The following is a 25,506-nucleotide window of genomic DNA, read 5'->3' as shown; positions in this document are numbered from 1 at the left end:
ATCATCTTATTTGATTTTTGCCTGCGATTTCAGATAACGCGTATAGTCATCAAATTCCTGCTGACCACGAAGTTGCTGATATAACTTCACCAACTCACTACGTTGCTCTGCACTCAATACATCTACCGGGTTCTTCTTCACTTCTGATACTGCAACTACAACCAGCTCATTTGGCATTTTCGTTGTCGTTACTGACCAGTAACCTGCTTTTGGTGTCGGAAGACTAAATGCTGCGCGCTGTACATCGCGTTTTAGCAAACCTTCAGCACGTGTGTAAACACCAGCATCTTCAAAGATCAAATCACCTTTTGCAACAGCTGCAGCCGGTTTGGTTTTAAACTCATCCAGAGCTTTCTGAATTTTTGCTTTTGCCAATGCAGCTGCTTTGTCTTCAATCAATAGCGTTTTAACCAGCGGTTTGGCTTCTGCCAGTGTCTGTTCACCGGCTGCATGATAATCACGTACCTTGATCCAGGCTACATCACCATTGGCCAGCTGGATACTGGATGAAGCATTACGATCACCATTTTTAACATCCTCATTGAACAGTTTGACTTTGAGGCTGGCATCGCTCAGCACTGGATCTCGGGTCGAAAGTTTTACCCCTTGGGCTTTCTGAACCTGTACACCTTTGACCTCTTGAGTAACGACATCCAGAGAATCACTTCCTACCACCATATCATTCAGTGTATTGACCATATCGGAGAATGCATTGGATTTTTTAGCAGCCAAAACTTCTTTAGATAAACGCGCTTTTTGTGACTCAAAAGAAGGAACCACAACATCTGGAGTTTGTACAGAAATAATATGATATCCATAATCTGTTTTCACCGGCGCAGACACCTGACCCGATTTTAAAGAACCAACTGCCTGATCAAATGCGGTACCGAATACACCTTCTTCATAGACAGCAATTGCGCCACCTTTCGACTTGGAATCAGGGTCTTCAGAATACTGTGCGGCAGCTTGCTTAAAACTTGTTCCAGCTTTAATTTTTGCTGCGATTTCCGTTGCCAGTTTTTTTGCTTCTGCATCACTACGACTGTCCGCCGTAATTAAAATATGCTTCACCTCTGGTTTAACTGCCTGTTTTTGTTTAGCAACAAAAGCTGTATAGGCTTCCTGAAGTTCAGCATCTGTCACCGCTAAACTCTGTGCCTGAATATCGCTTGGCTTTAATACCACATAGTCCACATCTACACTGGTGGGCTGCTTAAACAGGGGTTTATGTTTTTCATAATAGGCAGCAATTTCTGCATCAGTTACTTTGACGTCTTTTTTATAACGATCCAGATTAATACTCGAGATATAAATATGGCGTTGTTCAGTTTGCAAATCAGCAATCTGCTGCATTTCGACCGGGCTCACCAGCGGATAATCCAGAAAAGTCGATGACAGCATCTTCAGTGCATGATCTGTACGTAAACTTTCGATCAAAGCACGATTGGTCATGCCAATTGATTTCAGATAGTTTTCATATAAAGCATTGGAGAACTTGCCATCTTGCTGGAAAGTAGGCTGTTGGGCGATCATCTGTTCAATCTGCTGGTCACTGAGACTGATTCCCAATTTTTCAGCCTGTTGCAACAATAAAGTACGGGCGACCAGCGTATCCATGGCTTTTTGGTCGATGAAGCTTTGATTCAGTAAAGTTTCATCCCCATTGGCATAACTGAGATATTGTTCTTTAAATGATTTCGTCAGTGTCTCTAATTCTTTTTGAGATATTTCAGTTCCATTTACTGATTTTGCTGCATCAGAACTTCCGCCGCTAAAATATCCTTCAATACCTACAAGTGCTAACGGGGTCAAAAATAGAACGAGCAAGACTTTGCCCAACCAGCCCTTAATAACTTTACGAAAAGCTTCCATAAGTATTCCAATATTTTATTTGCCAAGGATTTTAACCGAAAATACCCATTGAATGAATGTGTTAATCATCTCAATTAAATTTATTAATAAAAAACGCGCCAAATAAGGCGCGTTTTGTCGCTAGAAAGACTTAAGCTACAGCGTCTTTTAAGCCTTTACCTGCTTTGAAACTAGGTACTTTGCTTGCTTTAATTTCAAGAGTAGCACCAGTTTGTGGATTCCGGCCAGTACGTGCAGCACGTTCTTTCACGCCAAAAGTACCAAAACCGACTAAAGTTACAGTATCACCCGATTTTAAAGCTTCAGTAACAGAAGCAATTGTAGCATCTAAAGCCTTACCTGCGTCAGCCTTAGATAATCCCCCTTTCTCTGCAATTGCATCAATTAATTCTGATTTATTCATGAAGATTACGTCCTCTTAATATCGTTTATTTAAGGTTCAAGAATTGGTTTAACATGCCATAACGCCTTTATAGCAATGCTTTAGGTATAAACGCAATACTTAAGAACCTCTTTTTTTTCAAAAAATATGCGAAAAAAACATTGAATAATAAATAAAGTCATTTTATTTGTGTTTTTTTCGATAATTCTTCTTTCATTTTTTCTTGTTCCGCAGTCAATTGATCAACTTTGGCATGCAACTGAAGGATTAAACGTTCCAAATATTGTACATCCTTCAGTGTGACTAATCCTATACGATTCAATGAATGATGAACAGAGTTGTCAATTAATTTTTCCACTTTGTCTTTGGTGTCGATAACCGACTCTTTGGCTTTCTCCGAAACCTTTTCTACAGTTTGATCAGCAATATCGACAGTTTTAGATTCCAGTTCTTCACCCACCTTGACCAACGAGTCAAACAGTTTGTTGCCCTCTTCCTCTGCCCGAGAAAATGCCCCCAGCCCTGCCAGCCAGATCTGTTTGGTGTATTTACGAAAATCAAGAACCGATTTGCGCTCTGAGGCAGATTTGGACTTGGCTTTTAGCGTTTTCTCATTCGAAGCTTCCGCTGAATCTTGTGCTGTTTTTGACTTGTCCATGTGCACGGCTCCTGCTTATTTTCCACTCAATTATTATAAATTATTCTACAAAATCACTGCATAATAGCAAATTTAGTACTTGATAGATTTGGTAAACTGTTCTACAAAGCAATTTATTTCAAGTCTAATTTGATTTAACCCTGAAATCTTTTTACAGGCAGGAAGCTTTTTCACTTTATATTTCAGGTAAGGATTGGTTGTATATGAGCGAATCGCAACAAAGTCAAAATCAACCGCATTTGTTGCTTACGATGATGTTAATTGTTCTTGAAACAATATTTACCTTCATTCTCAAGCATGATCGTGTCGTTGCTCTACAGGCCAAAAAGTTTGTAGATAAAAATATCTCGGTTAAAATCAATAGCTATATTCCATATTTTGACTTTTATGTGCAATTCACCCCAAACGGGCTATTGTTTGACCATAAAGCACCAGGCCGCATTGTAGATCTGGATGTACGCACGACCCTCCCTGACCTGATTAAAATTTTTATTTTTGGCAATCGTCGCAGCATCCGCAATATGCGCATTGATGGTCATCAGGTTTTAAAAGATGAGTTTCGTGATCTGTTAACTGTATTTAGTTTACCAAAAGTCTTAGCTGACTGGAGGCACTGGCTGTCCGAGGCACCTACAGATGAAACAGAAATTGTTGCCTCTAAAAAGCGTATTGCACCACTTCTAAAGAAAATTGAAGAGCAACGTTCCAAGATCAATACCTTGCAGGTAGAAGTTAAACAGTACAGAAACCGTCTGAAACGGATCGAGCAGCGTCAAAAGCGCATTAATATTGCTTTTGGCCTGAGCACAATACTTTTGATTACGTTATTAGTGTATAATTGGCTGAGTGTGTAAATCTTTCATTATCCAAAATTTAAATCCCACTAAGGTCTACCAAAAATAACTTGACTATTTTAGTCGGGATTCTTAGAATTGACACATCTAGTCTAACCATGTGTATCGAATCATGCGCCTAACCACTCGCGGTCGCTACGCTGTGACTGCTCTGCTTGATCTAGCTTTACAGCCTTCTGAAAAAACGATTACGCTCGCTGAAATTGCGGCACGCCAAACTATTTCTGTCGCGTATCTTGAGCAGTTATTTGCAAAACTCAAACGCCATGGCTTAGTTTCAAGTGTTCGCGGAGCAAATGGTGGTTACCATTTAGCACGCAATGCAGATGAAATTACAGTGTTAGCAATTATTGAAGCTGTAAACGAAACAGTTGATGCGACTCGCTGCGACCATAAAGGCAACTGCCAGAATGGCGCAATGTGCTTGACTCATGATTTATGGCAGGAACTCTCCCATCACATTGCCGATTATTTAGCAAAAATCTCGCTTGCTGATCTGGTGGCGCGTGACAATGTACAAACCGTGTCATTACGCCAAAATTCAGCCCCCTTTGATTCAGCCCTTTTATCGGTTACAGGTATTTGACATGAAACGTCCGATTTATCTTGATTATGCAGCTACAACTCCTGTAGATCCTCAGGTTGCTGAACGTATGATGGAATGCTTAACATTCGATGGTACCTTCGGTAATGCAGCATCTCGTTCACACGCATATGGTTGGCAGGCTGAAGAAAAAGTTGAATATGCACGTGAGCAAGTTGCCAATTTAGTTAAAGCTGATCCGCGTGAAATCGTATGGACCTCAGGTGCGACCGAGTCAGACAACCTTGCAATTAAAGGTGTAGCTCATTTCTATGCATCTAAAGGTAAACATATTGTTACCTCTAAAATTGAACATAAGGCAGTTTTAGATACCTGTCGTGAGCTTGAATCCGAAGGTTTTGAAATTACCTATATTGAACCACAGCCTAAAACTGGTTTAATTACACCTGAGATGGTACAGGCAGCGATTCGCCCAGATACGATTCTTGTTTCCCTGATGATGGTAAACAATGAAATCGGTACGGTGACTGATGTTGCAGCGATTGGTGAAATCACTCGTGCCAACAAGATTTTCTTCCATGTCGATGCTGCCCAAGCAGCGGGTAAAGTTGAAATTGATCTTTCGACTTTAAAAGTGGACCTGATGAGCTTCTCTGCACACAAAATTTATGGTCCTAAAGGTATCGGCGCATTATTTGTACGTCGCAGCCCGCGTGTACGCCTTAAAGCTGAAATGCATGGTGGCGGTCATGAACGTGGTATGCGTTCAGGTACGCTGGCAACACATCAAATCGTAGGTATGGGTGAAGCTTTTGAACTTGCAGGTAAAAACCTGGAAGCTGAACAGACTCGTATACGCGTACTTCGTGACAAGCTTTGGAATGGCCTGCAAGATTTGGAACAGGTTTTCCTAAATGGTCACCCGACTCAAAACGTTGCAAACTACCTCAACGTAAGTTTCAACTTCGTTGAAGGCGAATCTTTGATGATGGCATTGAAAGATGCTGCGGTATCATCAGGTTCAGCATGTACATCTGCAACACTTGAACCATCTTATGTACTTCGTGCGCTCGGTCTTTCAGACGAGCTTGCACACAGTTCGATCCGCTTCAGCTTTGGTAAATACACCACTGAAGAAGATATCGATCACGTATTGACTATCACTAAAGCTGCTGTTGAGAAGTTACGTGAACTTTCTCCGCTTTGGGATATGTATAAGGAAGGTATTGACCTTTCTAAAGTTGAGTGGGCTGAGCACTAATTTTCATCCTGAGATAGTAACGAATCCGTTGCTGTCTCATTGAGAAAAGTTTTTTTACCCCCATATTTAATACTAAGGCTGACCCCGAGGTTTGGAGAAGCAACATGGCTTATAGCGAAAAAGTAATTGATCATTACGAAAACCCTCGTAATGTTGGCGTTTTAGACAAAAATGCTGAAAACGTTGGTACTGGTATGGTTGGTGCGCCAGCATGTGGTGACGTAATGCGTTTACAGATTCAGGTAAACGACGAAGGCGTGATTGAAGAAGCACGTTTCAAAACTTATGGTTGTGGTTCTGCCATTGCATCAAGTTCACTCGTGACCGAATGGCTCAAAGGTAAAACTTTGGATCAAGCTCAAGCGATCAAGAACATTGATATTGCAACTGAACTTGCACTTCCACCAGTAAAAGTACACTGCTCTGTTCTTGCTGAAGATGCAATTAAAGCAGCTGTAGAAGACTACCGTAGCAAGAAAGTTAAAGCTTAATTGTTCCACGTTTTGAAATTTTAACGGAGTTTTCATGATCCATTTAACTGAAAATGCTGCAACTCATATCAGCAATTATTTAAAAAATCGCGGTAAGGGTGAAGGTATTCGCGTTGGTGTGAAAACTTCAGGCTGTTCTGGTCTGGCTTATGTGCTCGAGTTCGTCGATGAAGTCGATGCACATGATCAGGCTTTTGAACAGTTTGGGGTTAAAGTATTCGTTGACCCGAAAAGTCTGGTTTATCTTGAAGGTATGGAGATGGACTACGTTAAAAACGGCTTGAACGAAGGCTTCGAATTTAACAACCCCAACAAAAAAGGCGAATGCGGTTGTGGTGAGTCCTTCACTGTATAAACCCGACAGTTATTCTCTTTGACATTAAAACAGTGTGTTTCACACTGTTTTAATTGCATTTATACAGTTATTTTTGCACATTAATCGCGGATCACCTCTCCCATGAATCATTTTGAGCTGTTCAACCTTCCTGTAGCACTCGATATTGATTTGGCGGCTTTAAAGACTGAATTCTTAAAGTTGCAGCAACAATATCACCCAGATAAAGCTGAAGACAAAGATCAGGCGCTGATTAAATCAAGTGATATCAATCAGGCATTTAAAGTCTTGTCAGCGGTCGATAGCCGTGCAGCGTATTTACTGTCTCTCAAGAAACAGGATTATCACTTAGATCAGTCGATCAGTGATTTTGAATTCTTGCAGGATGCTCTGGAAATTCGTGAACAACTGGACGATGCGACTTCTGCTGAAGATTTAACCTCACTTAAACTCGAAGTCCAGCAATGGATCGAGGGTCTGGTTCGCGAGTTTAAAATTGATTATGCGGATGAAGACTGGGCTGAAGCACGCGATACAGTGCGTAAACTACGTTTCTTTGTCAAAGTCATGGCCGATATCGACAAAGCGGAAGACCGCTTCCTGGACGATGACAGCTTTGATCTTGATGATGATTTCTAATTTTTTTAATATTTAACGTGCAAAGGATGTAACACTATGGCTCTCTTGCAAATTGCAGAACCAGGTCAATCAAGTGCACCACATGAACACCGCATTGCGATTGGTATCGATTTAGGCACCACCCACTCTTTGGTTGCCACGGTTCTTTCAGGTAAAGCCAAAGTACTTAATGACGAACAAGGTCGTGTGCTACTTCCTTCTATCGTGCATTATGCAGAACAACAGACTCAATACGGCAATGAAGCAGCGCCTTTCATTATTACTGACCCGAAAAATACCATCGTTTCTGTGAAGCGCTTCATGGGTCGTTCAAAAGCCGATATTAAATTCCAGCATCCCTATACATTGGTCGGTGAAGCGAATGAAATGCCGGCTTTTGAAACTGTACAGGGACGTAAGACTCCGGTTGAAATTTCTGCAGAAATTTTAAAGCAGTTAAAAGACCGCGCTGAAGCAAGCCTGCAAAATCCGGTCAATGATGCAGTCATTACTGTTCCAGCTTACTTCGATGAAGCACAGCGTCAGGCAACCCGTGATGCTGCCCAGCTTGCCGGCTTGAATATTTTACGTTTATTGAACGAACCTACTGCGGCTGCTGTGGCCTATGGTCTTGATCAAGAAAGCAATTTGAGTACAGATCGCAACTATGTGATCTATGACTTGGGTGGCGGTACTTTTGACGTTTCCATTCTGCGTTTTTCTCAAGGTGTGTTTGAAGTTCTGGCAACAGGCGGCCACACTGCGCTCGGTGGTGATGACCTGGATCGTTTAATCCTGAAATGGGCCAAAAAACAGCTGAATATAGATACTTTGAATGATACTGAATATGCACATTTCATTGTCGCTGCGCGCAAAGCCAAAGAAGCTTTGTCGGATGCAGATTCAGTTCAACTCCAGCTGCTTGATCAAGTATTAACACTGGATCGTTCGACATTTGAAGAAATCATAAAAGTTGCTTTAGACAAAACCATCAGCGTCTGCAAACGTGTTATGCGTGATGCCAAACTTGAACTGAATGACATTCAGAATGTCGTTTTAGTCGGTGGTTCAACACGTTCTTATGCGGTACAAAAAGCTGTGCGTGAAGTGTTCAACCAAGAACCGCTATGTACCATTAATCCGGATGAAGTTGTGGCGATTGGCGCATCAATTACTGCGAACCAATTGATTGGCAACTCAACCGATGGTTCATTGTTATTAGACGTGACCCCATTGTCTCTTGGTCTTGAAACCATGGGCGGACTGGTTGAACGTTTAATTTCGCGCAACACCGCAATTCCGGTGGCTCGTCGTCAGGAATTTACCACTTATCAAGATGGCCAGACTGCCATGTTGATTCATGTGGTTCAAGGTGAACGTGATCTGGTTGAACACTGCCGCAGCTTGGGCCGATTTGTGCTGCATGGCATTCCACCAATGACTGCTGGTCAGGCACGTATTGAAGTGACGTTCCAGGTCGATGCAGATGGCTTGCTGACTGTATCTGCCAAAGAAACCACCTCTGGTGTGAATGCCCATATCGATATCAAGCCATCTTATGGTTTATCGGGTGAAGATACTGAACGTCTACTGCTAGAGGGTTATAAGTTCGCTGAAGAAGATAAAAATCTTCGTCATTTGAATGAAACCAAAGTTGAAGCACAGCGTGAGCTGGAAGCACTGATTCAGGCACTCAAGGTAGATGCCGCCCTTTTAACGGAAGATCAGCTTGCAGCCCTGCAAACCGCACAAACCCAACTTGAAACTGAACTTCAGGGTTCAGATATCAAAGCAATTGAATCTGCCGTTGAACAGCTTAAAATACATAGTGATGCTTTTGCAGCAGCACGTATGAATCAACATATTGATGCTGCTCTCAAGGGTACTAAACTCGACGACTGGTCAAACTCAAACTAATTTAAGGTAACGACTATGCCACGTATTAAAGTTCTTCCACATGCGCAGATTTGCCCCGAAGGTGCTGAGTTTGAAGTCGAACCAAATGCTAATCTTTGCGAAAGCCTGCTGAAAAATGGCATTAAAATTGAACATGCTTGCGATATGTCAGCTGCGTGTACGACCTGTCATGTAGTTGTGCGCAAAGGTTTTGACAGCCTCGAAGAAATGGATGATGTTGAAGCTGACTTACTCGACCGCGCTTGGGGTCTAGAACCAGACTCACGTCTTTCTTGTCAGGTTAAGCTGGACGGTGAAGATCTGGAAATTGAAATTCCAAAATATACAATTAATCACGCGTCAGAAAATCATTAAGATTTTTCACCGTACGCTCAATTAAAAAACCACGCTGAGGCATGGTTTTTTTTCTTTGCTAGAAAGAATTAAAGTAAATTTAGATGAACTCTAAATATGTTCAATCACTTCATCCTCAAGCTTCAGTTTGACGATACCCTGCGAGTTGGTCATTTTCTGCTGAATTTCAATGCGTTTAATCATTTTTTCAAGTACATGAATTAACTCAGGATATTCAAAGTTTTGTACTTCATCCAGATTAAGCAGTAAATGAAAACCCTTATATTCATAATCGAACCAGCGCTGGTATTCGACTTTCTGAGATGCATATTTCTCCATCACCTGCCAGGTTCGTACTGGTGTTTTAATGCCTTTCAGGAAAATTGGCTTTTTCGGTGCGCAAAGATAATTATCCTTGATCAAATTATGAGTATCTTCTGAAATCAGGATTTCATCGACTGCCGCGGCACTTTGCAAACGCGCTGCCAGATTGGCATCACGCCCTACAATAGTATAGGCCATACGATGCGTGGCCCCATAATTTCCTACGTGGCAATAGCCGGTTGAAATTCCCATGCGGATATGGAGCGGCGGATAACCCATTTTTATCCAGCGTTCGCGCAGTAACTTCATTTGCTGACGCATTGCCAATGCCATCTCCATACAGTTTTTGGCATCCTGCTCCACGCCTTCAGAATGCGGATCACCAAAGAAAATTAGAATGGCATCACCCATGAACTTATCAACAGTTGCTTCATAGTTTTTTGCGATTTCGGTCATATGCCGAAGATAATCATTCAGCAGGAATGCCAGATCATCTGGAATCAGGGTTTCAGATAACTCTGTAAAACCTTGAATATCTGAGAAAAAAATCGTCAGTTTTTTACGTTTATATTCAATTTTGGCTTCAGATTCACCTTTCATGATCGATTGCCACAACTGCATAGGCGCATAGCGACTCAACTGATTGGCAAATTCCATATAGCGGTTCATCTGTTCGAAATAATGGTCTTTCTTCTGGGTCATGTATTGCACACGACCACTTTGATAAAAACTTCCAACACCAAAATAGGTAATCAGGCAGATAAAACCAAGAACCGTCAGTTCACTACTGGTCGACTCAAAATAATTATTAAACCCGAAGACCAGAATATTGGCCAGATAGAAAAGCGTAATCCCGATCAGGCTGGCTAGAGAAGCCATCATAAATGAGATTTTATTACTGATTGCGGTGTAAAGGACGGCGACCAGACCGAGTAAAGACAATACCAGGTCCAGATGCACGGCCGCCAGAACCACCGAAATCACAATGACATCGATCAGAAAAAGAATATTACGCCGGATGTGATAATCATATTTATAAATCATCCAGCGAGATAGCTTGGGGATGATCAGTAAAACCAGAAACAAAAAAAAGGGAACAAAAAGTTGATACTGAGTATCTGGTTCAGTGTAATGAAAAACGACCAGAACCACAGACAACATGATATATCCCATCATGCGATGGAAATATTCGAACTGATGAGGCTCTTTTTGAATCCAGTCGTCTAATTGCACTCACTCACTCCCTGAAGTCCGCAACTGTCCATGGTTCTTTGAATGCCTTTGACTGATCAGTCCATGCGCCAGTCAAATGGCATATCGCCCTGGCCACGTAAAGCCAGCATTAAGGTTTGACGCATGTGTGCAAGTACTTCACTGCTATAGGGAACTGCAGGTGTGCCCCAAACCGGTTTTGGCCATGCAACATCGTTCTGATAACGAACCACATGATGAAAATGCAATTGCGGAACCATATTGCCCAATGCCGCGACATTCATTTTATCCGCACGGAAAACACGTGCCAGCTGGCTTGATAACCAGCTTGATTCACGTAAAAACTGCTCTTGGTCAGCTTGGCTCAATTCATATAATTCAGAGACACCCGGCACACGTGGAATCAGGATCAGCCAGGGAAATTGCATATCATTCATCAAACGACATGTTGACAAAGGAAAGTCGCCTACAAAAAAAGTATCTTGAGCAAGTTGTGGATGCAAACTAAACATATCTTTATAAATGATGCAAAATTAGAATGATGGCTAATACTAACATATCCAACCGAAGCTGAATATTGAAAGCAATGGGTTTAAAGACAAATTCTCATGATTTGTTGCAAAGCAGATCACAACAATCACTCTAAACAATTCATCAAAAAAATCAAGCCTGTCGTTCCTGCAAATTTCATCCTGTAATGTAATCCCAGCTGAATTTTCAGGCTGATTTAATCGAATAAAATCAGTGCAATTCTTTGAGCAGACTATCCAGCAAATCCTGAATAAACTGAATCCGTTTTTGATAATCTTCCAGCATGACCATCACTTTCAGACGTTGTCCTCCCTCCATACGGAAATAGGTCGGATGTTTCTGCATCATCTGGATGATGGTCATCGCCTGAACCGGGGTATCCGGGGCAAATTCAATATGCCCGCCCTGGCTACTGATATCAATTTTGGTAATACCAAGCTGTTCGGCTTTCAGTCGAATCTGATGGACGGTAAATAGCTGTTTGACAGGTTGAGGTGGTATGCCAAAACGGTCGATCAATTCCATCCGGATATTGTCCAGTTTTTCTTGGGTATCGGTATTACTGATACGCTTATAAAACAACAGACGTTGATGGACATCGCCAAGATATTCATCCGGAATCAATGCTGGCATATGCAGGGTAATTTCGGCAGTCAATGACAATGGTGCATCGAAGTTTGGCGTTTTGCCTTTTTGAATGGCTTTGGTGGCTTTTTCCAGCATTTCCATATACAGGCTATAACCAATCGCCTGCATCGAACCACTCTGCTGCTCACCCAGTAATTCACCTGCGCCGCGAATTTCCAGATCTTCAGTTGCCAGCATAAAACCGGCACCCAAGGTTGATGCACGCTGAATGGCATCCAGACGTTTTTCCGCATCACCTTTTAAGGCTTTTAATGACGGTACCATCAAATAGGCATAAGCCTGATGATGTGAGCGTCCTACACGTCCGCGCAGCTGATGCAGTTGTGCCAATCCGAGTTTATCAGCACGTTCAATCAGAATGGTATTGGCATTCGGAACATCAATCCCGGTTTCAATAATGGTCGAACATACTAGAACATTATATTCCTTGTGATAAAACTGCTGCATCACCTGCTCCAGTTCACGTTCACGCATCTGCCCGTGGGCCACAATCACCCGCGCTTCCGGCACCAATTTACGGATATGCTCGGCGGCACGATCAATCGTATCAACTTCATTATGCAAAAAATAAACCTGACCACCGCGCAGTAATTCACGCAGAATCGCTTCTTTAATGGTGTCATCGGTATGTTCTTGCACAAAAGTTTTCACCGCAAGACGGCGTGCCGGCGGTGTGGCGATAATCGACAGATCACGCATGCCACTAAAGGCCATATTCAGCGTACGTGGAATTGGGGTCGCAGTCAGTGTCAGCATATCAACATCGGCACGCATGGCCTTGATTCGTTCCTTGTCGCGCACACCGAAACGATGCTCTTCATCGACAATCATCAGACCGAGATTCTTAAACTGGACATTTTCCTGCAAAATCTTATGTGTACCAATCACAATATCGACTTTACCTTCAATCAGGTCGTCAATGGTCTTGGTATGTGATTTGGAAGAACCGAAACGTGACAGCACTTCAATCCGGACCGGCCAGTCGGCAAAACGATCTTTGAATGAATCATAATGCTGTTGTGCCAGCAAGGTAGTCGGTACCAGAATCGCCACCTGCCGGTTATTCTGTACTGCAACAAATGCGGCACGCATTGCGACTTCTGTCTTGCCGAAACCGACATCACCACACACCAGTCGATCCATCGGTTTGGCCTGCTGCATATCCTGCAGCGTAGCTTCAATGGCATTGGCCTGATCCGGTGTTTCTTCATAAGCAAAGCCACTGGCAAATTGCATATACAGGCTTTGATCGATTTCAAAACTGATCCCGGGCTTGGAAGAACGCCGTGCCTGAATATGTAGCAATTCGGCCGCGACATCGTGAATCTGTTCCAGCGCTTTACGTTTGGCTTTATTCCACGCATCTGTACCCAGTTTATGCAAAGGTGCCAGATCCGGATCACCGCCACTATACCGGCTGATCAAGTGCAGATTGGTCACCGGCACGTAGACTTTTGCGGCATCTGCATAATCCAGCTGCAGGAATTCATGATCCTGATCATCAATACTTAAGGTGACCAGACCAGCATAACGTCCGACCCCATAATCGATATGTACCACAGGCGCACCCATGGTCAACTCAGTTAGACTTCGGATCAGAAACTCTTCGGAAACTTCCTGCAGACGCTTGCGACGGCGCTGTACCACCCGATGTTCATACAGCTGATTTTCAGAAATTACGCTAACACGATCAGTCAATACCAGACCGCGCTCTAAAGGCGCATTGGTAATGGCAATTGCATGCAGGGACTGGACAAAACTATCAAAATTTTCAACTGTTGGAATATCACCCAGACTTGGTCTTAAGGCGTCTTTGAGACTTTCACGGCGTCCCGCACTCTCAGCCACCAGCAGTACCGGATGATTGGCCTGATCAATATATTTTTTGACTTCATGAAACGGTTTTTCACGTTTCGGGTCTACAGGTAGACGCGGTGGCAACTGGGTATCAAGATTCAATACTCCAGCTTTTTGATCAAAAGGTGTTTGTGCGGCAATAATGCGTGCAAACTGATTCAGTTGCTCCAGCACCTGATTGGTCTGAAAAAACAGGCTTTCTGGGGGCAAGATCGGCTGATCGACATTGTGGCGACGGTCTTCATAACGGCGCACAACATCTTGCCAAAATTGGCTGAGACTTTCTTCGAGAGCCCTATCTGTAATGACAATGCCATTCTTTGGTAGGTACGAAATCAGTGAACTTTGGCCTTGCATGGCTTCCGCGCTGAAAAACAAGGGCAAATAAAACTCGATTCCCGGCGAGACTATGCCATCCATCACATCCTGATAGATCGGGTTTTTCTTTGGATTCGCGGTCGGGAAAAATTCGGCATAGCGGTCACGGAAAGTGGCACGACCTTCCTTGAGCGGAAATTCCTGTGCCGGCAATACGGTAAACTGCTGCAAACTTTCTGTGGTGCGCTGAGTTTCAGAATCAAAAAATTTCAGGCTTTCAATTTCATCATCAAACAGGTCAATCCGAATTGGTGCTTCCTGTCCCGATGCGTAGATATCCATGATACTGCCGCGCACTGCGAATTCACCCGGATCATAAACGGTATCGACCAGATGATAACCCGCCTGAATCAGCTTTTTCTTTTGTTGTTCCAGATCAAATTTCTGACCGACATGAATATCAAAATGCTCACCCAGAATCCATGAGGTCGGCGCTACACGTTGTGCCAGAGTTGAGGCGGACAGCAACAGTACACCTGTTTTGGGCATATTGGATAAGATTGCCAGACGTTCCGAGACAATATCCTGATGTGGGGAGAGACGGTCATAAGGCAAGATTTCCCAATCTGGAAAAATCGTGGGTTTAATCCCATAAAATTCCAGTTCACTTTCCAGTTGACCCAAATGCTGATTATTACGTGCAATCACGATAAATAAACGCGATTGCTGCTGCACGATTTCTTTAAGCAATAATGCAGTTGAGGAACCTTGCAGATTACCTAACCAGCGTTTCTCGCCTGCTTTGAGCTGTGGTAAATTGAGTTGGGAAATTTCTTGCTGGAACATGGATATAGCTTTAAAGTCTAAATAACCTGAGGCTTATACTAGCACGATGATCTCAGGATATTTTGTTATTTTTATGCAGTCTTGCGACATCAATACACATCGAAAATAAGCCACTTTTGCAGCTTATTTTTGATCACGCAGAAAGTTACGATAATAATCATTTAACTTCTTGAGGATCATTTTGAATTGCAGCAGGTTTTCTTTGGTATTGCCTAAAGTCGCATTAAAACGCTGATGGGCAATTTCCAGATCAATTTTTTCATTGATCAGCATTGCGGTATCATATAACGCTTTTAAATCATCAAACTGTTTTAAACGGCGATTCGACAAATACTCCAACAGTGCACCCAATTCCTGATTGAGTTGAATACCATCGACGATATAACCTGTACCTTCTACATACTGGATATTCTGCTCTTCTAAATATAGCTGTGCAGCAGTCGGTTTATTACTTTTAAATAATGCACTAATTTTATCAAACATCGCCATTTACCCAGCCAAATATAGTTCAGCTTATAGTCTAGATGAAAATGCCTCAAATCCACATCCTGAACTTGAGGCAAATTATCAAAATAGCAGCTGTTCGATGTTACAGACGATTTAAGGTCTCTGGCTCTGTTAAGAAACCTGTTCGAACTGATTCTCTGCTGAAGGGATTTCAGACACCAGATTTTCAAATGCAAAAATCTCTTCTAATTGCGCTTCACTCAATAAACCCAACTCTAATACCACTTGTGGCACGGTTTTATTTTCGCGCATACATTGTTTGCCGATTTCATCGCATTTGGCATGTCCCAATATCGGTTCAAGCAAGGTCACAATCCCGACACTGCGCATAACTGAACTTAAGCAGATCTGCTCATTGGCCTGAATACCAGCAATACATTTCTGATTCAGAGTTTGCATGCCTTGGGTCAATAACTGAATTGATTCATTCATCGCCACGGCAATCACAGGTTCCATGACATTCAATTGTAGCTGCCCGGCTTCCGCAGCCATAGTAATGGTTAAATCATTACCAATCACCCGGAAGGCAATCTGATTCACAACTTCTGGAATTACCGGATTGATTTTTGCCGGCATGATCGAAGAACCCGCCTGTAATTCGGGTAACCGAATTTCAGCCAGACCTGTACGCGGTCCCGAACTGAGCAGGCGCAGATCATTACAGATTTTGGACAGTTTTACCGCGAGACGTTTTAAACTGCTCGACAGAATAATAAAGACGCCACAATCACTGGTCGCCTCGACATAATCTGCGGCTCCTTTTAAAGGCAGACCAGTCAGGTGCACCAAAGTTTCTACCACCCGCTTGGCATAGCCCGGTGGTGTATTAACCCCGGTCCCAATCGCAGTAGCACCTAAATTGACTTCCAGCAATAACTGTCGCATCTGCCTAATCATTTTCAGATCTTCTTTTAATAAAGTCGCAAATGCTCGGAATTCCTGTTCCATAGTCATCGGAACTGCATCTTGTAACTGGGTACGTCCCATCTTGATAACATATTTAAATTCAGCCGCCTTCTGGCCTATACACTCTATTAATGCGTTAAGTACATTCAATAATTCGTCCAGACTGCTATAGGTTGCCAGACGCAAGGCTGTTGGATAAACGTCATTGGTCGATTGCGAGGTATTGACGTGATCATTCGGATGCAGAATGTGATAATCACCTTTCTGATGGCCCGACATTTCAAGGGCAATATTGGCGATCACCTCATTGGCATTCATATTGATGGATGTTCCGGCACCGCCCTGATAAGGATCGAGTGGGAATGCCGATTGCCACGCTTCCGGATGCTGAATCAATTCATCACAAGCTTTCTGAATGGCAGTACTGGTCTGCTCAGGCAATTTTTTAAAATGCAGATTAGCCTGTGCCGAGGCTTTTTTTACTTGGGCCAAGGCACGAATAAAATGCGTTTGTTGTCCCACGGCCAGTCCGGAAATCTTAAAATTTTCGATAGCACGTAAGGTATGAATCCCATAATAGCTATGTAATGGAATCTGTTTTTCACCCAACAAATCACGTTCTATGCGGGTCGGTTCGATTTGAAGCAAATTGTCCACGGAAAAATACTCTTGGCGATGCACCGTATTTGGTGTGATCTCAATATGAGCAAACAAATCCACATCTAATATGAAGACTTTGCCCTAGATTTGCTACTGTTTATTACCAATACGATAGAGCTGTTAATTCTGTAAGTTTATGTAATTGGCTGACTAAAATTTCTCTACGTTAATTGTTTATTATGCATTGCCAATTTTTTCTTAAACGACGTCTTTTCGCCTTGTATACCCTTAACTCCTCATTGTTCAATTTCAGTGGATCTGAAGTAAATTTACAATAAGAAAACATAAAAGCTGTGCAATTGTTACAGAGTGTAATTTTTAAACCATGCTTGAATCACTGCCTTGCGATCTCAGTACAAAAAATCATCTTGGATGATGATTTTCATATTTACAGGATGCCCTACCTATGACTTATTTAAATCCCACCCTGATTACCTTCGTGTTTTATATTATCGCCATGATTGCAATTGGTTTATATGCTTATCGTGCAACCTCTAATTTTGATGAATATATTTTAGGTGGGCGAAGTCTGGGCAGCGTAGTCACTGCACTTTCTGCAGGTGCATCGGACATGAGTGGCTGGCTATTGATGGGTCTTCCGGGGGCCATTTACCTCTCCGGCCTGTCAGAAGCGTGGATTGCCGTCGGTTTGATTATCGGCGCATGGTTAAACTGGTTACTGGTCGCTGGCCGGTTACGTGCACATACCGAATACCAGAACAATGCCCTGACCTTACCGGATTATTTCACCAGCCGTTTTTCCGACCGCAAGCGTATTTTACGAGTATTGTCAGCCCTAGTGATTCTGGTGTTCTTTGCAATTTATTGCGCCTCGGGTATGGTTGCAGGCGCACGTCTGTTTGAAAGTCTTTTTGGCTGGAATTACACCACAGCACTTATGATTGGTGCGATGGCGACCATTCTCTATGTCTGTATTGGCGGCTTTTTGGCAATCAGCTGGACCGATACATTCCAGGCCGGCCTGATGATTTTTGCCTTATTGCTGACTCCGATCATTACCTTCTTGGCCCTGGGTGACAACAGCCAGCAAGTGAGTGTCATTCTTGAATCGGCTCGTCCACATGCCTCAAGCATGCTTGAAGGTTTAAGCACCGCTGCGATTATTTCTAGTCTGGCTTGGGGCTTGGGTTATTTTGGCCAGCCGCATATTCTGGTGCGTTTTATGGCAGCAGATTCAGTCAAAATCATTCCTGCTGCACGCCGCATTGGCATGACCTGGATGATTCTATGCCTAGGCGGTGCAATGGCTGCCGGTTATATCGGCATAGCCTATTTTACGGTCAATCCGGCATTGGGTTCAGTGGTCAATCAAAACCCTGAAACGGTATTTATGGAATTGACCAAAATTCTGTTTAATCCTTGGATTGCCGGAATCATTCTGGCTGCTATCTTGGCGGCAATTATGAGTACCTTAAGCTGTCAGCTTCTGGTCTGCTCAACCACCCTGACCGAAGATTTATACAAGAGTTTCCTGCGTAAAAATGCTTCACAAAAAGAGCTGATCTGGGTAGGTCGTGGCATGGTCTTGGTGATCGCGTTGGTTGCAATTTCATTGGCGATTAAACCGAACAGTAAGGTTTTGGGTCTGGTGGCTTATGCCTGGGCCGGCTTTGGTGCTGCATTCGGCCCGCTGATTATCTTGTCTCTGTTCTGGAAACGAATGACCCTCAACGGCGCAATTGTGGGTATGGTGGTTGGTGCCGTGACTGTAATTGTCTGGAAAAATTACATGGGTGATACCGGTCTGTATGAGATTATTCCGGGCTTTATTCTGGCCACGCTCAGCATTATCATCGTCAGCCTGCTGGATAAAGCACCTAGCGAAGATGTGGTACATCGTTTTGAAATGGCTAAAGCCGAGTATCAAAAAGAAATGGCGGAAATGAAAAAATAAACATTGTCTTCAGCATAAATTAAAGGGACTTTCGAGTCCCTTTTTGATTTTAATTTACTGCTAATTATTTAGCTTTTCCCGGCATTTTCAGATGAATTCTTTGACTTTCTTTAATCACTTCCATCACCGGATAACTGCGCGTTTCTTTAATGCCGGGCAATTGCCACAAGATCTGACCTGAGATTTTGCGGAATTCATCCATATTGGCACAGCGGATTTTCACCACAAAATCAAAACCGCCACTGATCATATGACATTCGATAATTTCAGGAATCTGCCGCACAGCATGGGAAAATTCATCTAAAACATTCGGTGTGGTTTTATCCAGTAAAATTTCAACAAAGACCACAAAACCATTATTCAACATGATGGGATTGAGGCGCGCTTCATAGCCCACAATAAAACCTTCACGGGTCATCTTCTGTACACGTGCCAAGGCTGCCGTAGGTGACAGATTGACCAGTTCAGCCAGTTTGATATTGGACAGCTTGGCATCGGATTGCAATAAACCCAGTATACGAATATCTATACGGTCAAGGTTCAAATAAGGACTTGGCATTAGAATTATTCTCTAAAAAAAGCGAAGACTATAGTGAGATATTCGTCAAATATTCTGTGATTATAGATTAAAACTCATTCACCTCAAAGAACTGATTGACGCAGTACAGGAAGTCACTATGCCAACCACTCTCCGCCCAGATTCAATTTTAGATGCGGCCCAGCACTCGAATTATATTGCTGAATTCAAACATAAAAACCAATACGAAGAACGTATTAATACGGCATGGCGTCGTGCTGAAACTGAATGCGTCGAAGAGTTATTGGCCCATAGTGAAATTTCTTCCGAGATAAGTGACAAGATTCAGGCACTTGCCTTTGATCTCGCACATTCCTTGCGTGAGCGCAAAAGTTCCACTGGGAAAGCCGGTATCGTACAGGGTTTATTGCAGGAATTTTCTTTATCCTCTCAGGAAGGCATTGCCCTGATGTGTCTGGCAGAAGCCTTGCTGCGGATTCCGGACAAAGCCACACGTGACTTGCTGATCCGTGACAAAATCAATCAAGGTAACTGGAAAGAACATTTGGGCCAGAGCCAATTGATGTTTGTGAATGCGGCCGCCTGGGGATTGATGCTGACCGGCAAGCTGATGGAAACCCCACAGCAAAAAAACCTGTCTAGCTTGTTGACTGGTATTTTGGCACGCAGTGGCCGCGGAATTATTCGTAAGGCCGTCGATGTTGCCATGCGCATGATGGGCGAGCAGTTTGTTACGGGTGAAACCATTGATGAAGCATTAAAAAATGCGGAGCCGCTGGAAGAAAAAGGCTTTCGCTATTCCTATGACATGCTGGGTGAAGCAGCACTGACCGATCCGGATGCTGAACGTTATTATCAGGATTATCAGCAAGCCATCCATGCTATTGGTCAAGCATCACAGGATAAAGATGTTTATGACGGGCCTGGAATTTCTATCAAACTCTCTGCGCTGCATCCACGTTATCAGCGCTCACAAATGGATCGTGTACATAACAAACTCTATGCAAAAGTACTGAAACTCGCGGTCCTGGCCAAGCAATACAATATTGGTTTAAATATCGATGCTGAAGAAAGCGATCGCCTTGAAATTTCGCTGGAACTGTTAGAACGCCTGTGTTTTGAACCGCAATTGCAGGACTGGAAAGGCATTGGCTTTGTGATTCAAGCCTATCAAAAACGCTGCTTCTATGTCGTGGATTACATCATTGATCTGGCGAAGCGCAGCCAGAAACGCCTGATGATCCGTCTGGTCAAAGGCGCGTATTGGGATAGCGAAATCAAGAAAGCCCAGATTGATGGAATGTCGGATTACCCGGTATTTACCCGCAAGGTACATACCGATCTGTCTTATATCACCTGTGCGCGTAAGCTGTTGGCTGAACCGGATTATATTTACCCGCAATTTGCCACTCATAATGCACAAACGGCAGCGACGATTTATCAGCTGGCGCAACCTGAGCAGTATTATGCAGGCCAATATGAGTTTCAATGTTTGCATGGCATGGGCGAACCGCTCTATGCAAATGTCGTGGGCGATACATCGAAAAATAAACTGGGTGTTCCCTGCCGGATCTATGCGCCAGTCGGCAATCATGAAACCTTGCTGGCTTATCTGGTGCGTCGTTTACTGGAAAATGGTGCCAATACGTCCTTCGTCAATCGTATTGCCGACAAGACCTTGAAAATTGAAGATTTGATTGAAAATCCACAGCAAACGATTTTAAAGGCATCAAAACAGGAAAACGTATTGGGTGCCAAGCATCCGCATATTCCCTATCCGCAAGATCTTTATACCGATGCACGACTGAACTCTTCAGGACTCGATTTGGCCAATGATGCTGAACTCAGGGTTTTAAATGACGTCGCATCCAATCTGGCAAATACGCAATTTCAGGCAGCGGCTATGGGAACGGCATTTAGCAACGTGGATACGACCCATGCAGTTCCCGTAATCAATCCGGCACAACATCAGGATGTGGTCGGCACGGTCTATGAAGCAACTTCTGAACAGGCCGAAATTGCACTCACCCAAGCCCTCAATGCACAAAGTTTCTGGGCTAATTTGCCTAAAAATGAGCGTGCTGCCTGCCTGAATAAAGCCGCAGAACTGATGGAACAGCGCTTGCTTCCGCTCATGGTTCTTCTTTCTCGTGAATCAGGTAAAACCTATGCCAATGCGATTGCTGAGGTTCGTGAAGCAGTAGATTTCTTACGCTATTATGCAGCTCAAGTTTTGGATCTCAGTGACCATGTACAGATCCAGCCTTTAGGCACCGTGCTATGTATCAGTCCATGGAATTTCCCGCTGGCGATTTTTACCGGCCAGATTTCAGCGGCACTGGTAGCAGGTAATACCGTGATTGCCAAACCGGCTGAACAAACACCGCTCATTGCAGCACAAGCCGTACAGATTTTATGGGAAGCAGGGATTCCGCAGGATGTATTACAGCTGCTACCTGGGCGCGGTGAAACCATTGGTGCACAGCTCACTGCAGATTCGCGTATTCAGGGCATCATGTTTACCGGTTCCACCGAGGTCGCCCAAATTCTACAAAAAACCGTTGCAGAACGGCTAAACCTGTTTGGAGAAAGCGTCACCCTGATTGCTGAAACCGGTGGTCAGAATGCCATGATTGTGGATTCATCCGCCCTGACCGAACAGGTGGTGCTGGATGTTGTGAGCTCTGCCTATGACAGTGCCGGTCAACGCTGTTCTGCCCTGCGTGTCCTCTGTGTGCAAGAAGATAATCTGGAGGCTGTGCGCAACATGCTCAAAGGTGCGATGCAACAGTTGCGCGTTGGCAATCCGGTCTTGCTTAAAACCGATATTGGTCCGGTGATTGATGCAGAAGCCCAACAAAATATCCAACAGCATATTGAGCAGATGCGCAGCAAAGGCCATAAAGTTTATCAGTTGATGTTTAATCAAGACCAGACTGAATTAACTCCAGGAACATTCATTGCACCAACCCTGATTGAACTGCCAAATCTGGATGATCTGGAACGTGAAGTATTTGGTCCGGTACTGCATCTGATCAGCTATAAATATGGCGAACTGGAACAGTTATTAGATCAGATCAACAGTAAGGGCTATGGCCTGACTATGGGTTTGCACACGCGCATTGATGAAACCATGCAAACCGTGATTGCGCGAGCAGAAGTCGGCAACCTGTATATCAACCGCAATATCGTTGGTGCTGTCGTGGGTGTCCAGCCATTTGGTGGTGAAGGCTTGTCCGGCACCGGCCCGAAAGCGGGTGGCCCGTTGTATATCTACCGTTTAATGCATCACGTATCCGAGAAAAAACTGGCTCAGCCTTATGCAGTTCAAGCGGAGCCAGCCCTTGTTGAAAATCACCTTGTTCAGGAGTTTAAAGCTTGGTTAGCTAAAACTTTCCCAACTTTATCTTTAAAAGCGCCTATGCAAATTGCGACTGGTCAAAGCTTTAGCCTGCAAGGCCCAACTGGTGAGGATAATCAGTACATCATCTTGCCACGAGAAAGTGTTTTATCCTTAGCACATACCGAGCAGGATCAGATTCAGCAAATTCTGGCGATTTTATCGGTTGGCAGTCGTCCTGCGGTACTGGCGGACAATACTTTTATGCTGAAATATTTACCAACGATGCCGGCCGCGGTCAGCAAGCAGTTTAAAGTGATCCGGAATATTGAAATAGGTGCATTTGGTGCCGTCCTGCATCATGGTGACACTGCTGAACTGATTGATTTGCAGAAACGCATTGCAGCCCGAAAAGGTCCAATTATTAGTGTTACTCATTTGAGTTCGGGAAACTACGATATTCCGGTCGAACGATTGGTGATTGAACGCGCCATCAGCATCAATACGGCGGCGGCAGGCGGCAATGCCAGTTTAATGACCATGGGTAATCTCTAAATAAGTCGAATAAAACCCGCATTTTTAGTTCAAATATTTCCTCTTTATGACCAAATTTTTCTCCTCAGATTGTTTGGTCTTTTTTATGCAGTTTTTAAAGCCGTTCTACCAGAATAGGCTTAGGCAGATCGGCAATTTTTTGCTACCATTTGCGCTTTAAAATATTTGCGATTTCTTACTGCATATGACCTCATCTTATCAGCAACAACTTGAAGCCAAAATTGAACGCATCAGCGCTCAGTTTGCCGAATATCAACCACCTGCTTTAGAAGTATTCGAGTCTCCTGAAAAATATTTCCGCATGCGTGCTGAATTCCGGATCTGGCATACTGAAGATGATCTGTTTTATGCCATGTTTGAACGTGACGAGAACAACAATAAAAAAGTGATTCGGATTGATGAGTTTCCAATTGCAGACCGCAGTATTAATGACTTGATGCCGCAACTACTGGCAGCATTCAAGGCAGATGCCAATCTGGGTCATCGCCTGTTTGAAGTACATTTTCTGGCGACTTTAAGTGGTCAGGTTCTGGTATCCCTAATTTATCACCGTAAACTGGATGAAAGCTGGGAACCAGCAGCAAAAGCGCTGGCGGAAAAACTCAACATCAAACTGATTGGTCGCAGCCGTGGCCAGAAATTTGTCCTGACTGATGAATATGTGGTGGAAGAACTGTCTGTTTTTGATCGTCGCTATAAATATAAGCAGATCGAAAGCAGCTTCACCCAGCCCAATGCACAAGTTTGTCAAAAAATGCTGGAATGGGCATGTGATGCAGCGGAACAATCAGATAAAGATTTGCTGGAACTCTACTGTGGTAATGGCAACTTCACTCTGCCGCTTTCAACCAAGTTCCGCCGTGTATTGGCCACTGAATTAGCCAAATCTTCAGTTTATGCAGCTGAGTGGAATATTGAGCAGAACCAGATTGAAAATATTCAGGTTGCGCGTCTGTCTGCCGAAGAATTCACTCAAGCTTATAATGGCGAACGTGTTTTCCGCCGCTTGCAGGAAGCACAAATCGATATTTCGACTTATGATTTTGATACGGTATTTGTCGATCCACCGCGTGCTGGGATTGATACTGAAACACTGAAGTTGTTACAACGTTTCCAGCGTATTATTTACATTTCATGTAATCCAGATACTTTATATGACAATCTGAAACAATTGTCTCACACCCACAAAATCAGCAAATTCGCCATGTTCGACCAGTTTCCTTATACTCACCATGTAGAGACAGGTGTTTTACTGGAAAAAGTATAAAGAATTTGTTTCAATTTATTATATTGTTACAATAATGGAGCTTTTTGAAGCTCCATTTTTTGTATTAACAATCATAAACTTAATAATAAATATTGACTTGTACAGCAAGAAATATCGTTAGAAATATTGGCTTCAATCGGAAATTTTCAAGTCTGACTGCTGCTTTTATCACATAGGTCCTATTGCTTTATTTATTTAATTGGCTATATTTCACTCTATGTTAGGTTGTTGTATGAAGGCTCTATGAGTTTTTGGCAAAAGTTGTTTTCTAATGAACAACACAATGAACACAAGAATCAAATCGCTTGTGTTGAAAATGATTGCTCTTGCAAGACAAATGAACAGCTTCTTGAAGCACTTTCTAAAGCCACTGATGAAGAAATCATCATCGGAATTAAAAAGGTTCTCGTATCTCGAGGCTATAGCCGCAAAGAGCTGAATGAACTTCAGCACTTGCCATTGCAATAATCGGCCAACGTTACAGCCGTAAAAAAAGCACCTGTTTCATCAGGTGCTTTTTTTATTTGGAGAAGTGGGATTGTATAATTTAATCCCCTCTTCCTTTACTCAGGTTATAAGGCTAAAAATGACTTGAGAGTCTCTGTCATTAGGCAGAGAAATTCTGCATGATACCTTCGATTCCAGGTTTTGATTTTAGAGCAAGAGCTGATTTTCTTAGGCTATTTAGATCTTTTTATCACCTCTATATTTCTTCGATTCTAGCTTCTTTGAATTATTTAAAAAATGATGATCAAGTCTCCAATTTTATTCTGAAATGCAGACAAGACATCGATTAATTTTGTAAAACACAGTACACT

Annotated in this window: 21 protein-coding genes; 12 read left to right on the top strand and 9 right to left on the bottom strand. The window is 43.2% G+C overall.

Annotation, left to right across the window (positions count from 1 at the left end; genetic code table 11):
- Positions 1–6: 6 nt before the first annotated feature.
- The 3 genes from AY605_RS09100 to AY605_RS09090 all read right to left on the bottom strand — a co-directional run bounded on the left by AY605_RS09100 (position 7) and on the right by AY605_RS09090 (position 2,912).
- A complete protein-coding gene (locus AY605_RS09100) occupies positions 7–1,872 on the bottom strand; it encodes a SurA N-terminal domain-containing protein (protein WP_064096081.1) in 1,866 nt (621 codons plus the stop codon).
- Between the two features lie 130 nt (positions 1,873–2,002).
- Complete coding sequence (locus AY605_RS09095; RefSeq protein ID WP_004279807.1) at positions 2,003–2,275, bottom strand: HU family DNA-binding protein; 273 nt, start codon at positions 2,273–2,275, stop codon at positions 2,003–2,005.
- Between the two features lie 157 nt (positions 2,276–2,432).
- A complete protein-coding gene (locus AY605_RS09090; RefSeq protein WP_064096080.1) occupies positions 2,433–2,912 on the bottom strand; it encodes a phasin family protein in 480 nt (159 codons plus the stop codon).
- Between the two features lie 203 nt (positions 2,913–3,115).
- Between AY605_RS09090 and AY605_RS09085 the strand changes: the two genes are divergently transcribed.
- The 8 genes from AY605_RS09085 to fdx all read left to right on the top strand — a co-directional run bounded on the left by AY605_RS09085 (position 3,116) and on the right by fdx (position 9,285).
- Positions 3,116–3,766, top strand: coding sequence for a hypothetical protein (locus AY605_RS09085; RefSeq protein WP_064096079.1), 651 nt, complete (start codon positions 3,116–3,118; stop codon positions 3,764–3,766).
- Positions 3,767–3,878: 112 nt separating this feature from the next.
- Positions 3,879–4,352, top strand: a complete 474-nt coding sequence (locus AY605_RS09080) for an Rrf2 family transcriptional regulator (protein ID WP_005096769.1) — start codon at positions 3,879–3,881, stop codon at positions 4,350–4,352.
- A gap of 1 nt (position 4,353) precedes the next feature.
- On the top strand, positions 4,354–5,571 hold the full coding sequence (locus AY605_RS09075) for an IscS subfamily cysteine desulfurase (RefSeq protein ID WP_064096078.1): 1,218 nt from the start codon (positions 4,354–4,356) through the stop codon (positions 5,569–5,571).
- Positions 5,572–5,675: 104 nt separating this feature from the next.
- The gene (gene iscU, locus AY605_RS09070; RefSeq protein WP_004279815.1) at positions 5,676–6,062 is read left to right on the top strand and encodes a Fe-S cluster assembly scaffold IscU; all 387 of its coding nucleotides are present in this window, start codon (positions 5,676–5,678) and stop codon (positions 6,060–6,062) included.
- A gap of 34 nt (positions 6,063–6,096) precedes the next feature.
- Entirely contained in the window at positions 6,097–6,417 is a 321-nt protein-coding gene (gene iscA / locus AY605_RS09065; RefSeq protein WP_005107159.1) for an iron-sulfur cluster assembly protein IscA, read from the top strand.
- A gap of 102 nt (positions 6,418–6,519) precedes the next feature.
- Positions 6,520–7,035, top strand: coding sequence for a Fe-S protein assembly co-chaperone HscB (hscB, locus tag AY605_RS09060; protein ID WP_064096077.1), 516 nt, complete (start codon positions 6,520–6,522; stop codon positions 7,033–7,035).
- A gap of 36 nt (positions 7,036–7,071) precedes the next feature.
- Positions 7,072–8,931 carry a Fe-S protein assembly chaperone HscA gene (hscA, locus tag AY605_RS09055; RefSeq protein WP_064096076.1) on the top strand — a complete coding sequence of 620 codons (1,860 nt, stop codon included), beginning with the start codon at positions 7,072–7,074 and terminating at the stop codon, positions 8,929–8,931.
- Positions 8,932–8,946: 15 nt separating this feature from the next.
- A complete protein-coding gene (gene fdx / locus AY605_RS09050; RefSeq protein ID WP_064096075.1) occupies positions 8,947–9,285 on the top strand; it encodes an ISC system 2Fe-2S type ferredoxin in 339 nt (112 codons plus the stop codon).
- Positions 9,286–9,375: 90 nt separating this feature from the next.
- On the opposite strand, the gene AY605_RS09045 is transcribed toward fdx, so the two are convergent.
- The 5 genes from AY605_RS09045 to aspA form a co-directional block, all read right to left on the bottom strand.
- Positions 9,376–10,821, bottom strand: coding sequence for an adenylate/guanylate cyclase domain-containing protein (locus AY605_RS09045; RefSeq protein WP_064096074.1), 1,446 nt, complete (start codon positions 10,819–10,821; stop codon positions 9,376–9,378).
- Positions 10,822–10,877: 56 nt separating this feature from the next.
- On the bottom strand, positions 10,878–11,312 hold the full coding sequence (locus AY605_RS09040; RefSeq protein WP_004646760.1) for an HIT domain-containing protein: 435 nt from the start codon (positions 11,310–11,312) through the stop codon (positions 10,878–10,880).
- A 229-nt stretch (positions 11,313–11,541) separates the two neighbouring features.
- Positions 11,542–15,000 (bottom strand): transcription-repair coupling factor, encoded by a 3,459-nt coding sequence (mfd, locus tag AY605_RS09035; RefSeq protein ID WP_064096073.1) that lies wholly within the window; start codon positions 14,998–15,000, stop codon positions 11,542–11,544.
- Positions 15,001–15,123: 123 nt separating this feature from the next.
- Positions 15,124–15,489 (bottom strand): hypothetical protein, encoded by a 366-nt coding sequence (locus AY605_RS09030; RefSeq protein ID WP_171254940.1) that lies wholly within the window; start codon positions 15,487–15,489, stop codon positions 15,124–15,126.
- A gap of 129 nt (positions 15,490–15,618) precedes the next feature.
- Positions 15,619–17,070 carry an aspartate ammonia-lyase gene (gene aspA / locus AY605_RS09025; RefSeq protein ID WP_064096174.1) on the bottom strand — a complete coding sequence of 484 codons (1,452 nt, stop codon included), beginning with the start codon at positions 17,068–17,070 and terminating at the stop codon, positions 15,619–15,621.
- A gap of 409 nt (positions 17,071–17,479) precedes the next feature.
- Here aspA and putP point away from each other — a divergent pair, with 409 nt between their 5' ends.
- On the top strand, positions 17,480–18,988 hold the full coding sequence (putP, locus tag AY605_RS09020; protein WP_064096072.1) for a sodium/proline symporter PutP: 1,509 nt from the start codon (positions 17,480–17,482) through the stop codon (positions 18,986–18,988).
- Positions 18,989–19,052: 64 nt separating this feature from the next.
- On the opposite strand, the gene AY605_RS09015 is transcribed toward putP, so the two are convergent.
- Positions 19,053–19,547, bottom strand: a complete 495-nt coding sequence (locus AY605_RS09015) for an Lrp/AsnC ligand binding domain-containing protein (RefSeq protein ID WP_064096071.1) — start codon at positions 19,545–19,547, stop codon at positions 19,053–19,055.
- 118 nt (positions 19,548–19,665) lie between these two features.
- Here AY605_RS09015 and putA point away from each other — a divergent pair, with 118 nt between their 5' ends.
- From putA to AY605_RS09000, 3 genes are all read left to right on the top strand, one after another.
- Positions 19,666–23,421, top strand: a complete 3,756-nt coding sequence (putA, locus tag AY605_RS09010) for a trifunctional transcriptional regulator/proline dehydrogenase/L-glutamate gamma-semialdehyde dehydrogenase (RefSeq protein ID WP_064096070.1) — start codon at positions 19,666–19,668, stop codon at positions 23,419–23,421.
- A gap of 184 nt (positions 23,422–23,605) precedes the next feature.
- Positions 23,606–24,688, top strand: coding sequence for a tRNA (uridine(54)-C5)-methyltransferase TrmA (gene trmA / locus AY605_RS09005; RefSeq protein WP_064096069.1), 1,083 nt, complete (start codon positions 23,606–23,608; stop codon positions 24,686–24,688).
- Between the two features lie 243 nt (positions 24,689–24,931).
- Positions 24,932–25,156, top strand: a complete 225-nt coding sequence (locus tag AY605_RS09000) for a hypothetical protein (RefSeq protein ID WP_034436106.1) — start codon at positions 24,932–24,934, stop codon at positions 25,154–25,156.
- Positions 25,157–25,506: the final 350 nt, after the last annotated feature.

This window comes from Acinetobacter sp. SFD (genome assembly GCF_001647575.1).
GTDB classification, from domain to species: Bacteria; Pseudomonadota; Gammaproteobacteria; order Pseudomonadales; family Moraxellaceae; genus Acinetobacter; species Acinetobacter pecorum.
The sequence above is the reverse complement of the archived record's forward strand: the minus strand, read 5'-3'. Positions and strand labels throughout refer to the sequence as shown.

Coding starts and splice junctions, on each gene's coding strand:
- AY605_RS09100 (WP_064096081.1), bottom strand. CDS start 1,872: ATGGAAGCTTTTCGTAAAGTTATTAAGGGCTGGTTGGGCAAAGTCTTG.
- AY605_RS09095 (WP_004279807.1), bottom strand. CDS start 2,275: ATGAATAAATCAGAATTAATTGATGCAATTGCAGAGAAAGGGGGATTA.
- AY605_RS09090 (WP_064096080.1), bottom strand. CDS start 2,912: ATGGACAAGTCAAAAACAGCACAAGATTCAGCGGAAGCTTCGAATGAG.
- AY605_RS09085 (WP_064096079.1), top strand. CDS start 3,116: ATGAGCGAATCGCAACAAAGTCAAAATCAACCGCATTTGTTGCTTACG.
- AY605_RS09080 (WP_005096769.1), top strand. CDS start 3,879: ATGCGCCTAACCACTCGCGGTCGCTACGCTGTGACTGCTCTGCTTGAT.
- AY605_RS09075 (WP_064096078.1), top strand. CDS start 4,354: ATGAAACGTCCGATTTATCTTGATTATGCAGCTACAACTCCTGTAGAT.
- iscU (WP_004279815.1), top strand. CDS start 5,676: ATGGCTTATAGCGAAAAAGTAATTGATCATTACGAAAACCCTCGTAAT.
- iscA (WP_005107159.1), top strand. CDS start 6,097: ATGATCCATTTAACTGAAAATGCTGCAACTCATATCAGCAATTATTTA.
- hscB (WP_064096077.1), top strand. CDS start 6,520: ATGAATCATTTTGAGCTGTTCAACCTTCCTGTAGCACTCGATATTGAT.
- hscA (WP_064096076.1), top strand. CDS start 7,072: ATGGCTCTCTTGCAAATTGCAGAACCAGGTCAATCAAGTGCACCACAT.
- fdx (WP_064096075.1), top strand. CDS start 8,947: ATGCCACGTATTAAAGTTCTTCCACATGCGCAGATTTGCCCCGAAGGT.
- AY605_RS09040 (WP_004646760.1), bottom strand. CDS start 11,312: ATGTTTAGTTTGCATCCACAACTTGCTCAAGATACTTTTTTTGTAGGC.
- mfd (WP_064096073.1), bottom strand. CDS start 15,000: ATGTTCCAGCAAGAAATTTCCCAACTCAATTTACCACAGCTCAAAGCA.
- AY605_RS09030 (WP_171254940.1), bottom strand. CDS start 15,489: ATGGCGATGTTTGATAAAATTAGTGCATTATTTAAAAGTAATAAACCG.
- putP (WP_064096072.1), top strand. CDS start 17,480: ATGACTTATTTAAATCCCACCCTGATTACCTTCGTGTTTTATATTATC.
- AY605_RS09015 (WP_064096071.1), bottom strand. CDS start 19,547: ATGCCAAGTCCTTATTTGAACCTTGACCGTATAGATATTCGTATACTG.
- putA (WP_064096070.1), top strand. CDS start 19,666: ATGCCAACCACTCTCCGCCCAGATTCAATTTTAGATGCGGCCCAGCAC.
- trmA (WP_064096069.1), top strand. CDS start 23,606: ATGACCTCATCTTATCAGCAACAACTTGAAGCCAAAATTGAACGCATC.
- AY605_RS09000 (WP_034436106.1), top strand. CDS start 24,932: ATGAGTTTTTGGCAAAAGTTGTTTTCTAATGAACAACACAATGAACAC.